This window comes from Pantoea sp. CTOTU49201, assembly GCF_032054795.1.
GTDB classification, from domain to species: domain Bacteria; phylum Pseudomonadota; class Gammaproteobacteria; order Enterobacterales; family Enterobacteriaceae; genus Pantoea; species Pantoea symbiotica.
This window is the reverse complement of sequence record NZ_DAMBSA010000051.1, coordinates 4,406-17,131: the sequence shown is the minus strand read 5'-3', so window position 1 is coordinate 17,131 and position 12,726 is coordinate 4,406. Positions and strand designations below refer to the sequence as shown.

Here is a 12,726-nt window from a genome sequence, read left to right as displayed (position 1 = left end):
CTGATCTCTTTCAGCACCTGGGTTGCGCCAAACGATTTGGTTATCCGGCTTAAGGTAATAGCGGATTTGCTCATGAGATTTGGCTCCTGGTTTGATGATGTTGAACCCAACGGGAAAGCGGGAAGCAGACGGCGAAGTAGAGCAGGGCGACCAGGCCGTAAACGATGACCGGCTGGCCGATGCGGTCGACAATCGCCTGGCCTTGGTGCATCAGTTCGGACATGCCGATCATGCTGACGATCGAGGTGTCTTTGATCAGGGAAAGATACTGGCCCGCCAGCGGCGGCAATACGATGCCGCGCGTTTGCGGCAGGATCACACTCATAAAAGTCTGGCGTTTGGACAGGCCCAAAATCCATGACACTTCCCACTGACCTTTCGGCACCGCTTCGATGCCAGCGCGGAACACCTCGGCGATATACGCGCCCTGATAGATGCTCAGGCCAAGAATACCGGCGGCAAACAGGTTGATGTCATAACCGAAATAGGCTACGCCGAAGTAGATGAACATCAGCGTGATCAGCACCGGCGTGCCGCGAAACAGTTCGGTGTAGATCACTGCAACCTGCTTCAGCACCGGCAAGCGACTGGTGCGCAACACCGCCGCCAGCAAGCCCAGCAGCGTGCTGCCAATAATCGCAGCCACCGACAGCAGCAGTGTGATACCGAGCCCTTTTAGCAGAATCGGTAACGAACTGATGATTAACTCGTTCATAGCGCGTTCTCCCGTTTCACTGGATTAGTCAGCCATTTTTTTGCCCACCACCAGGCGGACTTTTTTATCGGGGTCACCAGCGGCGGATGGAACATGCGCCGTCCTGCAATCGTACCCAGCCAGGAGAACAGGTTACTCAGCACCAGATAAACCATCGCCACCACGCTAAAGGTCTGGATATACAGCAGCGTACGCGCGTTGATCACCGTGGCGGTGCCTGTCAGTTCGGGCAGCGCAATCGCCGACAGCAAAGAGGTGCCGAGCAGCAATTGAATCAGGTTGTTGATAATGGCGGGCCACACCGCGCGCGCCGCTTGCGGTAGCACCACGGTGAGAAACACCTGACGACGCGGAATGCCCAGCACCCATGCGGCTTCAAGCTGGCCTTTCGGCACCGATTGAATGCCCGCGCGGAAGGTTTCGGAGAGATAGGCACCGACGTTAATCCCCAGCGCCAGCACGCCCGCAGTAAAGGCGCTCATGGTGATGCCGAGCGACGGCAGACCAAAGAAGATGATGAAGATCTGCAGCAGCACCGGCGTGTTGCGGATGAACTCAACGTAGCAGTGACTGATCCAGCGCAGCGGGGCCAGCGGCGACGCTTTCGCCAGCGCCGAGAGCAAACCGAGCGCCACCGCCAGCGCAAACGCCAGCAACGTCACCTGCAAGGTGAGCCATGCGGCGTCAAGAAAAGTGTCGGCGTAGCGCCACAGGGTTAGCCATTGATAACTCATGGTTCTGCTCCTTCGGGCGGCGCAGCATCAGCTGCCGCGCCGCGTGGGGATCAATATTGCGGATTCAGCGGGTAACGCGGTTTGTTGCCGAACCATTTCTGATACAGCTGGGCGTTTTCGCCGGAGGCGTTAATTTCAAACAGGAATTCGTTGAGGTAGTTGGTCCAGACCTGATCGCCCTGTTTCACACCAAAGGCGTTGTATTCCAGCGGCACCAGCGCTTCGTTGGTCACGGTCAATGTCGGGTCGAGCTTGGCTTGATAGGCAAGGAAGTTGTTATCCTCGATCATCGCATCGGCCTGGCCCTGTTTCACCGCGAGGATGGCCGCCTGCGATGAGTCGTACTCCTGAATTTTCACGTCAATGCCCAGATTGCGCACTTCGTCACCGTTGGTTGAGCCTTTCACCGTGGCGATGGTTTTGCCGCCCATATCGTGTGCGGACTGAATGCCACTGTTTTTACGCACCAGCATCGCTTCACTCGCCACCACATACGGGTTGGTGAAGCCGATCTCTTTGGCGCGTTCCAGATTGCGGGTGAAGTTGCAGAACACCACATCCACTTTATTGGTTTGCAGGTTAGGGATACGGTTGGCGCTGGTGGTGTTGACCATTTCCAGCTTCACGCCCATCTCTTTGGCCAGCGCTTTGGCGAGATCAACATCGTAGCCATCCGGGTTGCCGTCTTTATCGTAAAACCCAAATGGCGCGAAACTCAGGCAATCACCGACGCGCAGCGTGCCGCGTTGCAACACGGTTTGCAGCGCTGACTGCGGTGCGGCGCCCGCTTCTTTTTTCTCTTCGGTTGGCGTACAGCCCGCCAGCGTCAGTAATACCAGCGCGCCGGCTAGCGCGTTGAGACTCACTTTTAGCGATGTTGTCTTCATTGTTATGCTCTCTTTAGAAATTTTGACGAGACGGCGTAATACCGTTATTTCACAGCAAAATAGAAAGACATCAATTAATAACAGGCTGTCCTGGTGTGGGCGGAGAAAGTAAACATTCGCCAGCCTGTTTTAACCGTAATATTTATTTACGATCGGCGCGGAAGCATTTCATATCGACTTCGACTTTGCAGTCGACCACTAAATCCTGCACGCTACAAATACGTGCCGGTGGATTTCCGCTGAATATCTCACTGAATACTTTATTAAATGAACTGAAATAACGCGCGTCGGTTAATACCGCCGTAACGTGCACCACATCTTCCACGCGATAACCGGCTTCGCGCATGATGGTGAGACAGTTTTCGAACGCCAGCTGCGTCTGTTCGATGATACCGCCTTCCACCACTTCGCCGTCGCGCATCGGCGTCTGGCCGGAGATGTAGAGCCAGCCATCGGCTTCCACCGCGCGGGCAAACGGCAGTTTCTGCCCGCCGGTGCCGGTTCCGCCTTCCACGCCATAACGTTTAATCGTCATCCGTTCCTGCTCCTGTTGCAGCGAAAATCTGCTTACTGTGTTGTCTGATATACCAGACTGCTATCTGCAATACTGGATAGGGCAAGATTTGCACAGGAAATTTTCTTTTGCAATATGTGCACTACTATTTAATTTTTTGTGATGTCGTCCGGATCGCAAAATAAATTTAAGTTGAGTGCGTATTTAAATTGGAGTGTGATCGCTATCGTAGTTTTATAAAAGTTCAGTGAGCGTGGTGCGCCATAATGAGGCACCAAAATTGATCGTGGTAATAAATGGCGGGTGATTAATATTTATTTAATCCGGGATGGGTAAATGTTGGTGCGCGGTGTATCATGCCTCTCTTACAATGCCTATGCCTTTTATAGCCATGCCACCAAGGAGTGAGTTTATGCCGGATGAAAAAACCTCGCGGGCGCGCGGCGTTGACCGGGTTATTGATATCTTTCGGCAGTTGCACAGCGCACGCCAACCGATGTCGATGCGCGCGTTGATCGACGCAACCGGCGCACCTCGTTCCAGCATCTATGAATTAGTCAGCCTGTTGAGTGAAGCCGGTTTGGTAGAATTGGATGCCGAAGGCGCGGTGTTCTTTGGCCGTGAGATGCACTATTACGGTGCGGATTATATGGCGCACAACGATCTGATCCGTCGGGCGCATCAATTGATGGTGGAGATTGTGGCGCGCCACGGCGAAACCGTGCAGCTCTGTATGCTGGAAGGCAATAAATACACCGTGGTGCTCTCTGAGAGTAATGCGCATCCGTTCAAAATCACCTCAGATATCGGCGTGCGTGTGCCAATTACCTGGACCGCGACCGGCCGCTTACTGCTGAGTAACTGGTCGGATAGCGCGATTCTGGATCTGATCCCGGAGGAGGATTATCGCCTCGCCAGCGGCCAGATCCTCGATAAGCAGGCGTTTCTTGATGAAATTCATCACGCCGGAATACTCGGTTATTGCATGACGGAAGGCTTGTCGGAAAGCTTTACCTGCTGCATGGCGGCGCCGATCCGTTCACGCAGCGGTCAGGCCGTTGCTGCTATCTGCTTTATGGTCAGCCGCGATACGCCGCAGGAACGTCGGCAGATGCTGCTGCAGGAACTGATCACCTCAGGACAAAAACTGTCAGATTTCACCTGACAGCGCCCTCGTAAAACTCCGTTACACCTGATTGAAGTGGCGTTTATTCTCGCCACTTAAGGTTGTGTTAAGGTAATTGATAATAATAACTATTCTTTTTACCACGGAGTTATGGGATGAAAACGCGCCTGCTTTTGGCAATGGGATTACTGGCTTCAACGGCGGCTGCCGCCTCCACGTATCCGCTGACCGTCACCGATATGGACGGCAATACGCAAACCATCAGTAAAGAGCCGCAGCACATCATTCTGCAGGATGGCCGCGATATTTTAACGCTGGCGCTGCTGGACCGCGATGACCCGTTTAAGCGCGTAGTGGCGTGGAACAATCTGCCGAAAAAGCAAGATACGCAAACCTGGGATTTGCTGAAAGGGCGCTGGCCGGAAGCGACGAAAATCGTCGATATGGGCTTTAACGATCAGGGCCAGGTTAATCTTGAAAGCGTGCTGGCGCAAAAACCGGATTTGATGATTGCGCAGTTGCGCGCCAAACCGGCGCTTCAGCAATCGGGCGTGCTCGCTACGTTGCAGAATCTTCATATTCCGGTGGTGTTCGTGGATTACGAACTGCATCCGGCGCAGAACACCGCACCGAGCGTGACGTTGCTCGGCAAAGTGCTGAACCGCGAAACCCAGGCCAAGGCTTACACCGATTTTTATCAGCAGAAATTCGCGCGCATTACCCAAGGTGTGGCTGAAGTGAAAAATAAGCCAACGGTGTTTATCGAACCGATCGCCGGGAATAGCGATAACTGCTGCTTCACGCACAGCCACAATGGTTGGGGCGGATTGGTGGAAGCGGTGGGCGGTAAAAATATCGGCTCTGAACTGTTGCCGGGCAACGCCGGATTTGTCGCGCTGGAGAAAATCATCGCTATGAAACCGGATGTTTACATCATGACCGGTTCGAAGCGTCCGAACGCCAATGTGCTGCCGTTTGGTTATGGCGTGCAGCCGCAGGAAGTGAAAGCCACCTTCCAGACGCTGCTGAAACGCACTGGCCTGGCGCAGATTGAGCCGGTAAAACAAGGCCGCGTATATGGCGTGTATCATCACTTCTATAACCATCCGTACAACATCATCGGCATGGAAATTCTGGCGAAGGATCTCTATCCGCAACAGTTTGCCGATCTGAAGCCGAACGCAGATTTCCGCACCATCGTTAAAAACTTCACTACGTTGCCGGATAACGCGATTGATTTAAGTTACCCGAACAATCAGTAATCGCGGGTTTTCCATGGTCGCCATTTTTGGCGACCAATTCGACCAATCAAAATTCCTCAATGACAACGATAATTGTTATGTTATAACATAACTAAAAACAGCACTGCGCGTATGCTTATACGCCTTGTGAACGTTGTCATTCAGAGGAGTTGCTATGTCAGCATTAACCCAAAACCAGCATGGTTTTAAAAAACTTCCCGTCACCGTGCTTTCTGGTTTTCTCGGCGCCGGTAAAACCACGCTGCTTAATCATATTCTCAATAACCGCGAAGGCCGTCGCGTGGCGGTGATCGTAAATGATATGTCGGAAGTGAATATCGATGCCGCACTGGTGCGCGAGGGCGGGGCAGAGCTGTCGCGCACCGATGAAAAGCTGGTGGAAATGAGTAACGGCTGCATTTGCTGCACGCTGCGTGAAGATTTGCTGCTGGAGGTGAATCGCCTGGCAAAGGATGGTCGCTTCGATAACCTGGTGATCGAGTCGACTGGCATTTCTGAACCGCTGCCGGTAGCAGAAACCTTCACCTTCGCTGATGAAGACGGGCAAAGTCTGTCTGAAGTCGCCTCGCTCGATACTATGGTGACGGTGGTCGATGGCTTTAACTTCCTGCGCGACTATGAATCGAACGAAAGCATTCAGTCGCGCGGAGAATCATTGGGCGCTGAAGATGAGCGCACGGTGGTGGATTTGCTGGTCGATCAAATCGAGTTCTGCGATGTGCTGATCCTCAACAAAACCGACCTGATTAACGAAACGGAAAAAGCGCGATTAATGGCGATCCTGACGTCACTCAATCCGCGCGCCAACATCATTACCTCTGAATTCGGCAAAGTCGGGCTGGATCAGGTGCTCAACACCGGTTTGTTTAATTTTGATGCCGCCGCGCAGGCACCGGGTTGGCTGCAGGAGTTGCGTGGCGAACACACGCCCGAGACCGAAGAGTACGGCATTCGTAACTTCGTGTTTCGCGCGCGTCGCCCGTTCCATCCGATGCGTTTTTTCCAGCTGATTGAAAGCGAGATGCGCGGCGTGGTGCGATCTAAAGGCTACTTCTGGATCGCCAGCCGTCCGCGCCATGCCGGTTCATGGTCGCAGGCGGGCGGCGTGTCGCGCCAGGGTTTAGCCGGGATGTGGTGGGCCAGCGTGCCGAAAGATCGCTGGCCGGAAGATGCGGAAAACCTTGGCTACATCTTAGAAAATTGGGTTGACGGTAGCGGCGACGCGCGTCAGGAACTGGTGTTTATCGGTATCGACATGGATGAAGCCGCGCTGCGTAACAAACTGGAACTGGCGCTGTTAACCGATGAGGAGATGGCGCTCGGCTCCGATAACTGGGCAGAATTCCCCGATCCCTTCCAGCCATGGTTTAACTGATTTGTAGGGTCGCCATTCATGGCGACCTCCTCAATTACGCTGCACCCAACCACATCGAAACCTCAACCCCATCATTAAATGGCAGCGACATAAACCCTCGGCTGCTGTGCACCAGCTCCAGATATTCCGGGCTGAAGTCGGCATCGTCGGCAACAATCAGCGCGCCAGGACGCAAAAACGGCTGCACCAGCGTCACAATCTCTGGGTAAATCGCTTTTGCGCCGTCGAGCACCAGCATATCGATGGTGGCCGGTAGATCGCGGCTCAATGTTTGCAACGCATCGCCCACGCGCACCTCAATCAAATCGCTGACGCCGGCATCGGCGAAATGGTTTCGGGCTAATGCTACTTTCCCTGGCTCAAATTCGCAGGTGATGATGTTTCCGCCGCCATTATCGCGTACCGCCGCCGCCAGATGCAGCGTGGAAATGCCGAACGAGGTACCAAACTCAACGATGGTTTTGGCATGGCTGCTGCGCGCCAGCATATACAGCAACTTGCCGGTTTCACGCGACACCGCCAGCGGGACTTCCTTCAAATGTCCGTAAAGTTCCAGATAATCGGTTTTGCTGTGCAGCAGGCGATGTTGTTCGGCGTCAGACATCGTTCTGAACGCATCGTTGGTTGGATGCGCCATATTATCGGCCAGCTCAAACAGATAATTCAGCAGCGGCGCCAGTGGCGCAGAAGTTAAGGTATTCATGTTGTTCTCCGGGCATACCAAGTGGATTTTGCTGTGCCAACAGAATACGATGAATTAATCGCATTTCACTATTCGTGTTCAGGGGATGATGATGGCTGAGCCACGTAACACTAAGATTTCAGAGCGAAAAAGACCCCAGCAGGCGCGCTCCAGCGAGCTGGTTTTCGCCATTTTGCAGGCGGCTACTCAGGTTTTGGAGCTGGAAGGTGCCGCCCGTTTCACCACGGCGCGGGTGGCGGAACGCGCGGGTGTGAGTATTGGATCGCTGTATCAATATTTTCCCAATAAGGCGGCTATTCTTTTCAGATTGCAAAGCGAGGAATGGCAGCGAACCGGCAATTTGTTAGGTGCGATTCTGCGTAATACCGCCAACACACCGCGTCAGCGACTGCACGATCTCACGCTGGCGTTTTTGCACTCCGAATGTGAAGAGGCGGCGATGCGCACTGCGCTGAATGACGCCGCGCCTCTGTATCGTGACGCGCCGGAAGTGCAGGAAGCGCGCGCGGCAGGTGATAATGTTATCAGTGATTTTCTGCGCGAAGTATTACCGCACTCAGAGGAGAGCGAACGGGCACGCGCCGCAGATTTATTGAACAGTACGCTGGGCAATGTTGGGAAACACTTTTCCGAATCGCCGCGCACGCCGGCAGAGATTCAGGCTTACGCCCAGGAGATGGCGGAGATGTTTTGTGCCTGGATCAGGGAAAAAGGCGCCGATTTACAGTAAAAGATGGACTGGAAATCTCTGAAAGCGGTTAACAAACTCATTATTCACATTCTCAATAATCCACACCGCGAGTAAGCTTAACAAAACCTTTATAGAGCCGAATGAGCAAACGGGAGAGCAAAATGGCAGTGAAGATGATTGCGGTGGATATGGATGGCACTTTTCTCGATGACAACAAACAGTACAATGCGCAGCGCTTTGCGCGTCAGTATGCGTTGCTGAAAGAGAAGGGCATTCGTTTCGTGGTCGCCAGTGGCAATCAGTATTATCAGTTGCTGCGCTACTTTCCTGACATCAAAGATGAGATCGCTTTTGTTGCGGAAAACGGCGCGTGGGTTTCTGACAGCAATGAAGAGATCTTCTGCGGCGAACTGGCTCAGGAACGCGTGCATCAAATCCTCGATATTCTCGCTAAAGAACCGGACATCAGCACCGTGGTTTGTGGCCGTAACGGCGCGTACGTGCACACATCAATGTCCGACGAAGTGATTGCCATGCTGGCGAATCACTACCATCGTCTGGAAAAGCGCGACAATCTCTACGATATCGACGACACCATCTTTAAATTCTCGCTGAACCTGGCCCACGAAGGCGTTGATGCCTTGATGGAGCGTTTGCACGCGGAGCTGGGCGCGATTGAAAACATCATGCATCCGGTTTCCAGCGGTTTTGGTTTTGTTGATTTGATCATTCCCGGCTGCCACAAAGCGCACGGCATCGCGCTGCTGCAGGAAAAATGGGGCATCGATGATTGTGAAGTGGTGGCGGTAGGCGACAGCGCCAACGACATCGAAATGCTGCGTCAGGCGTGCTACAGCTTCTCAATGGCGAACGCCGCAGCGCCGGTCAGCGCGGTGTCGCGTTACAGAACCGAAAGCAACAATGACGAAGGCGCACTTAACGTAATCGCCCGCATTCTGGCGCGCGAAGTGCCGTTTGGTTGATGAATTTCCAGGTGCGCATAAATGCGCACCCTACGAAAACCTTGCCAAGTCATCGTAGGGTCGCCATTCATGGCGACCGATTCACGCTTAACTGTCAAGCATTACGCCATTCATGGCGACCGTTATTTAAAATATCCCGCCTCACGCATATCCTGCAGTAATCCCGGCCCACTTGGCTGCCAGTTAAACGTCTCACGCGTCCACGCGCTGGAGGACGGATTATCGGTAGAGGCGAAGAATGCCATCCAGCCTAACCACGCTTTGGCTTCTTCCAATGTCAGGCTTTTCACCGGCAGCGCTAAACCGGCGCCGATGGTTTCGGCAATCTGACGGAACGGTACACCTTCTTCCTGCACCGCATGCAGAATCGCACCCGGCTCAGCCTGCTCGGCCGCCAGGCAAAACAGTTCAGCCGCATCATCGCGATGTACCGCAGGCCAGCAATTCTCGCCGTCGCCGACATATACCGCCGCACCTTTCTCCTTCGCCATATTGATGATCATCGGAATAAATCCGTGATCGCCTGCGCCATGCACGGTTGGCGGTAAGCGCACCAGCGCCACGCGCACGCCGCTGTCGGCCAGCGCCAACGCGGCGACGTTAGAATTGGAACGTGGATGCGCGCCCGCAGTCGGTCTGATTTGTTCGGTGGCGAGACGTCCAGGCGACACCAACGCGGTGCCGGTGGTGACAATTAGCGGACGATCTGAACCTGCCAATACTTCACCCATCGCCAGAATCGCGCGTTGATCGACGTCGGCAGCATGATCCATGCGGCTGAAATCGTGGATATATCCGGCGTGGATCACGCCGTCGCTCTGTTCAACGGCCTTGCGCAGACCGACGAGATCTTCAAGATCGCCGCGAATCACCTGCACACCTTGCTGCTGCAGTTTTTCGGCGGACGCCTCGCTACGCGCAAGACCTTGCACCTGATAACCGCGTGCCTGCAATTTTTTCACAATGGCGGAACCGATAAAGCCGCTCGCCCCGGTCACAAAAATTCGCATATTGGTGCTCCACTTTTTCAAAGTTGAAGCACTATCATAAAAGTCTGCGACGCGGCGAAAAGTCGTGAGCTTATACAGGTATACGCACTAACAGGATAAAGGCATGACTCAGCAAGATGACAACCTGCTCGGCAACTATCTGCGCGAACGCCGCCAGCGGCTGGATGCGGCGAAACTCGGCTACACCTTGCTGCGCCGCCGCACACCGGGCCTGCGCCGGGAAGAAGTGGCGGTGCGCGCGTGCGTTAGCACCACGTGGTATACGTGGCTGGAGCAGGGCAGAGGCGGCGCGCCTTCGGAAGAAGTGCTGGAACGTCTAGCTCGCGCATTGGAGCTGAGCGCCGCCGAGCGCGATCACCTGTTTTTGCTGGCGCAAAATCGTCTGCCGGGCGTGACATGGCAAGCGGGCGTGGATGTTTCGCCATCGCTGCAGCGCGTACTCGACAGCATGGAGAACACGCCAGCGCTGGTGAAAACCGCAGAGTGGCAAGTAGTGGCGTGGAACCGCGCGGCGACCAAAGTGTTTGTTGATTACGCCGAGCTGCCGCCCGCCCAGCGCAATATCCTGCTGATGATGTTCAGCAACGAGGAGATGAAAAAGCGTCTGCCGGACTGGCATAAAGTAACGCGCGGCATGGTGGCCAACTTCCGCGCGGACGTGGCGCGAACCGGCGCCAGCGAACATGTGCGCGCGCTGGTAGAACAGCTGTGCGAGATGAGCGACACCTTCCGCCAGCTGTGGCAATCGCAGGAAGTGAGTCAGCATGGCGAAGGCATTAAACAGCTGTGGCTGCCCGACGAAGGTGTGCTGGAGCTGGAATACAGCACCTTCGCGGTTGAAGGCAAACCGGGTTTAAGTCTGGTGGTATTTAATCCGCGTCAGCAGCACGATCGGGATTGTGTAGCGCGGCTGATGGCGCGTCCGTAGCGGCGCGATAGTGGGCTTCCATCTCATCCAGCGCCGCCTGATTCTCCAGCCCCCATTGATACATCTGCTCAATCGGTGCTGCGAACGTCATGCCGAGCGGCGTTAAGCGGTAATCGACTTTCGGCGGCACCACATCATAAACGTGACGGGCAATCAGCCCGCGCTGCTCCAGCTCTTTCAGCGTTTGGAACAGCATCTTCTTCGAAATTCCCTGCAGGCTGCGCTGCAACTCGCCGGTGCGTGCGCGATGGTTCGGCCAGTGATACAGCGCGTGCAGAACCATGCTGCTCCATTTCACTGAAAACAGATCCATTAGCCGCCGCGGCGGCGAATCCGCATAAAAAAAAAGCTTACCGTCAACAATTGCGGGCATCGTTTACGTCTCCTGTATGGTTACCAAATGGTAACTACTATCAATTTCGCACCATGTTCACTATAGTCTGCCGCCTTCAGCTAGCTAAAGCCAGTTCATTACGGAGGCACTATGAAAATCAATGCATTAGTCGCGCACGACGCGGCTAAACCGCTCTCTTCTAGCCAGATTGCACTGCGCCCGCTGCAGCAGCAGGATGTCAAAATTGAAATTTTGTACTGCGGCGTGTGCCATTCGGATCTGCATATGGCACGTAACGAATGGGCGGTCAGTCGCTATCCGCTGGTGCCGGGACATGAAATCGTCGGGCGCGTGGTGGAAATAGGCGCGGACGTAACCAATTTCAAAGCGGGCGATATTGTTGGCGTGGGCGTGATGGTCGATTCCTGCCGCGAATGCCATTTCTGCCAGCAGAAAGAAGAGCAATATTGTGAATCCGGCTTTGTTGCAACTTACAACGGCATCGATAAATACACTGGCGACAGCACGTGGGGCGGCTACGCACAGAATGTCGTGGTCGATCAGCACTTCGTGGTGTCCGTACCTCAAACCTTGCCGTTAGCGGGCGTTGCGCCGCTGTTGTGTGCGGGCGTCACTGTGTGGTCGCCGCTGCGTCACTTTAACGTGAAAGCCGGTGATAAAGTTGGCGTGGTCGGCCTGGGCGGATTAGGCCATATGGCGGTTAAACTGGCGAGTGCAATGGGCGCGGAAGTCACGCTGTTCACCACTTCCCCGGCCAAAGGTGAAGATGCGCTGCGCTTAGGTGCGTCGCGCGTGGTGGTTTCACGCGATGCGGCGCAGATGGCGGCCGCGCAAACTTCATTGGATTTCATTGTGGACTGCGTCTCAGCACCGCACGATCTCGATCCTTACCTTGCCACGCTGAAAACCAACGGTCGTTTAGTGCTGGTCGGCATTCCTGAGCAGCCGCATCAGTCTCCTAACGTCACGCCGATGGTGAATCGTCGTTTGAGCATCAGCGGCTCATCGATTGGCAGCATTCAGGAAACCCAGGAAATGCTGGATTTCTGCGGCAAGCACAATATCACTGCCGATATCGAACTGATTGCCGGTGAAGCGATCGAAACCGCGTTCGCACGTATGTTGAAGGGCGATGTGAAGTACCGCTTCGTTATCGATATGCAAGCGACCTGCTGGTAAACGTCATACGCCTGCTCATAGTTGCAGGCGATTTCACCCTGAAATCGCCTGAAAAATCATATCCAGTCTATTGATATCATTGATTTTTAATTCTTAAGCGGGTGTCAATGCTCGCCAGAAATAATCACTGCATATAGTTACAACATACTGTTACTTGTTCACCCATCAGCACCCTGATGTGACGTCATCGCCACTTGTCGGTCGAACAGCAAGAATCGAATTTTTTTGTGCCTAACTCAGCAGTCCATCCATGCGATATTCCTC

General features: G+C 54.3%; 14 protein-coding genes and 1 pseudogene. 7 read left to right on the top strand and 8 right to left on the bottom strand.

Annotated elements, in window-relative coordinates:
- From RTY00_RS05945 to RTY00_RS05925, 5 genes and pseudogenes are all read right to left on the bottom strand, one after another.
- Positions 1-74, bottom strand: a pseudogene (locus tag RTY00_RS05945) (amino acid ABC transporter ATP-binding protein); the annotation flags it as partial.
- Positions 71-715 (bottom strand): amino acid ABC transporter permease, encoded by a 645-nt coding sequence (locus RTY00_RS05940; protein WP_061718986.1) that lies wholly within the window; start codon positions 713-715, stop codon positions 71-73. The pseudogene RTY00_RS05945 and the gene RTY00_RS05940, both read right to left, overlap by 4 nt.
- Positions 712-1,449, bottom strand: a complete 738-nt coding sequence (locus RTY00_RS05935; RefSeq protein ID WP_312663789.1) for an amino acid ABC transporter permease — start codon at positions 1,447-1,449, stop codon at positions 712-714. The genes RTY00_RS05940 and RTY00_RS05935 overlap by 4 nt, the downstream gene beginning before the upstream one ends.
- Positions 1,450-1,499: 50 nt before the next feature.
- The gene (locus RTY00_RS05930; protein WP_008109152.1) at positions 1,500-2,336 is read right to left on the bottom strand and encodes a transporter substrate-binding domain-containing protein; all 837 of its coding nucleotides are present in this window, start codon (positions 2,334-2,336) and stop codon (positions 1,500-1,502) included.
- 142 nt (positions 2,337-2,478) lie between these two features.
- Complete coding sequence (locus RTY00_RS05925; RefSeq protein ID WP_008109150.1) at positions 2,479-2,871, bottom strand: RidA family protein; 393 nt, start codon at positions 2,869-2,871, stop codon at positions 2,479-2,481.
- A gap of 391 nt (positions 2,872-3,262) precedes the next feature.
- On the opposite strand from RTY00_RS05925, the gene RTY00_RS05920 reads away from it, so the two are divergent.
- From RTY00_RS05920 to zigA, 3 genes are all read left to right on the top strand, one after another.
- Entirely contained in the window at positions 3,263-4,015 is a 753-nt protein-coding gene (locus tag RTY00_RS05920) for an IclR family transcriptional regulator (protein ID WP_312663786.1), read from the top strand.
- 116 nt (positions 4,016-4,131) lie between these two features.
- Positions 4,132-5,238 carry an ABC transporter substrate-binding protein gene (locus RTY00_RS05915; RefSeq protein ID WP_258145562.1) on the top strand — a complete coding sequence of 369 codons (1,107 nt, stop codon included), beginning with the start codon at positions 4,132-4,134 and terminating at the stop codon, positions 5,236-5,238.
- Between the two features lie 154 nt (positions 5,239-5,392).
- A complete protein-coding gene (gene zigA / locus RTY00_RS05910; RefSeq protein ID WP_312663784.1) occupies positions 5,393-6,613 on the top strand; it encodes a zinc metallochaperone GTPase ZigA in 1,221 nt (406 codons plus the stop codon).
- Positions 6,614-6,647: 34 nt separating this feature from the next.
- On the opposite strand, the gene RTY00_RS05905 is transcribed toward zigA, so the two are convergent.
- Entirely contained in the window at positions 6,648-7,316 is a 669-nt protein-coding gene (locus RTY00_RS05905) for an O-methyltransferase (RefSeq protein WP_312663783.1), read from the bottom strand.
- A 91-nt stretch (positions 7,317-7,407) separates the two neighbouring features.
- Between RTY00_RS05905 and RTY00_RS05900 the strand changes: the two genes are divergently transcribed.
- On the top strand, positions 7,408-8,046 hold the full coding sequence (locus RTY00_RS05900) for a TetR family transcriptional regulator (protein ID WP_312663781.1): 639 nt from the start codon (positions 7,408-7,410) through the stop codon (positions 8,044-8,046).
- Between the two features lie 122 nt (positions 8,047-8,168).
- The gene (locus tag RTY00_RS05895; protein ID WP_008109141.1) at positions 8,169-8,990 is read left to right on the top strand and encodes a Cof-type HAD-IIB family hydrolase; all 822 of its coding nucleotides are present in this window, start codon (positions 8,169-8,171) and stop codon (positions 8,988-8,990) included.
- A gap of 122 nt (positions 8,991-9,112) precedes the next feature.
- On the opposite strand, the gene RTY00_RS05890 is transcribed toward RTY00_RS05895, so the two are convergent.
- The gene (locus RTY00_RS05890; RefSeq protein ID WP_312663780.1) at positions 9,113-10,000 is read right to left on the bottom strand and encodes an SDR family oxidoreductase; all 888 of its coding nucleotides are present in this window, start codon (positions 9,998-10,000) and stop codon (positions 9,113-9,115) included.
- Positions 10,001-10,103: 103 nt separating this feature from the next.
- Here RTY00_RS05890 and RTY00_RS05885 point away from each other — a divergent pair, with 103 nt between their 5' ends.
- On the top strand, positions 10,104-10,928 hold the full coding sequence (locus RTY00_RS05885) for a helix-turn-helix transcriptional regulator (protein WP_312663779.1): 825 nt from the start codon (positions 10,104-10,106) through the stop codon (positions 10,926-10,928).
- On the opposite strand, the gene RTY00_RS05880 is transcribed toward RTY00_RS05885, so the two are convergent.
- Positions 10,870-11,301, bottom strand: coding sequence for a helix-turn-helix domain-containing protein (locus tag RTY00_RS05880; RefSeq protein ID WP_312663778.1), 432 nt, complete (start codon positions 11,299-11,301; stop codon positions 10,870-10,872). The genes RTY00_RS05885 and RTY00_RS05880 overlap by 59 nt on opposite strands.
- Before the next feature lie 111 nt (positions 11,302-11,412).
- Between RTY00_RS05880 and RTY00_RS05875 the strand changes: the two genes are divergently transcribed.
- A complete protein-coding gene (locus tag RTY00_RS05875) occupies positions 11,413-12,462 on the top strand; it encodes an NAD(P)-dependent alcohol dehydrogenase (RefSeq protein ID WP_312663777.1) in 1,050 nt (349 codons plus the stop codon).
- Positions 12,463-12,726 lie beyond the last annotated feature (264 nt).

Coding starts and splice junctions, on each gene's coding strand:
- RTY00_RS05940 (WP_061718986.1), bottom strand. CDS start 715: ATGAACGAGTTAATCATCAGTTCGTTACCGATTCTGCTAAAAGGGCTC.
- RTY00_RS05920 (WP_312663786.1), top strand. CDS start 3,263: ATGCCGGATGAAAAAACCTCGCGGGCGCGCGGCGTTGACCGGGTTATT.
- zigA (WP_312663784.1), top strand. CDS start 5,393: ATGTCAGCATTAACCCAAAACCAGCATGGTTTTAAAAAACTTCCCGTC.
- RTY00_RS05900 (WP_312663781.1), top strand. CDS start 7,408: ATGGCTGAGCCACGTAACACTAAGATTTCAGAGCGAAAAAGACCCCAG.
- RTY00_RS05905 (WP_312663783.1), bottom strand. CDS start 7,316: ATGAATACCTTAACTTCTGCGCCACTGGCGCCGCTGCTGAATTATCTG.
- RTY00_RS05925 (WP_008109150.1), bottom strand. CDS start 2,871: ATGACGATTAAACGTTATGGCGTGGAAGGCGGAACCGGCACCGGCGGG.
- RTY00_RS05915 (WP_258145562.1), top strand. CDS start 4,132: ATGAAAACGCGCCTGCTTTTGGCAATGGGATTACTGGCTTCAACGGCG.
- RTY00_RS05895 (WP_008109141.1), top strand. CDS start 8,169: ATGGCAGTGAAGATGATTGCGGTGGATATGGATGGCACTTTTCTCGAT.
- RTY00_RS05875 (WP_312663777.1), top strand. CDS start 11,413: ATGAAAATCAATGCATTAGTCGCGCACGACGCGGCTAAACCGCTCTCT.
- RTY00_RS05935 (WP_312663789.1), bottom strand. CDS start 1,449: ATGAGTTATCAATGGCTAACCCTGTGGCGCTACGCCGACACTTTTCTT.
- RTY00_RS05880 (WP_312663778.1), bottom strand. CDS start 11,301: ATGCCCGCAATTGTTGACGGTAAGCTTTTTTTTTATGCGGATTCGCCG.
- RTY00_RS05930 (WP_008109152.1), bottom strand. CDS start 2,336: ATGAAGACAACATCGCTAAAAGTGAGTCTCAACGCGCTAGCCGGCGCG.
- RTY00_RS05890 (WP_312663780.1), bottom strand. CDS start 10,000: ATGCGAATTTTTGTGACCGGGGCGAGCGGCTTTATCGGTTCCGCCATT.
- RTY00_RS05885 (WP_312663779.1), top strand. CDS start 10,104: ATGACTCAGCAAGATGACAACCTGCTCGGCAACTATCTGCGCGAACGC.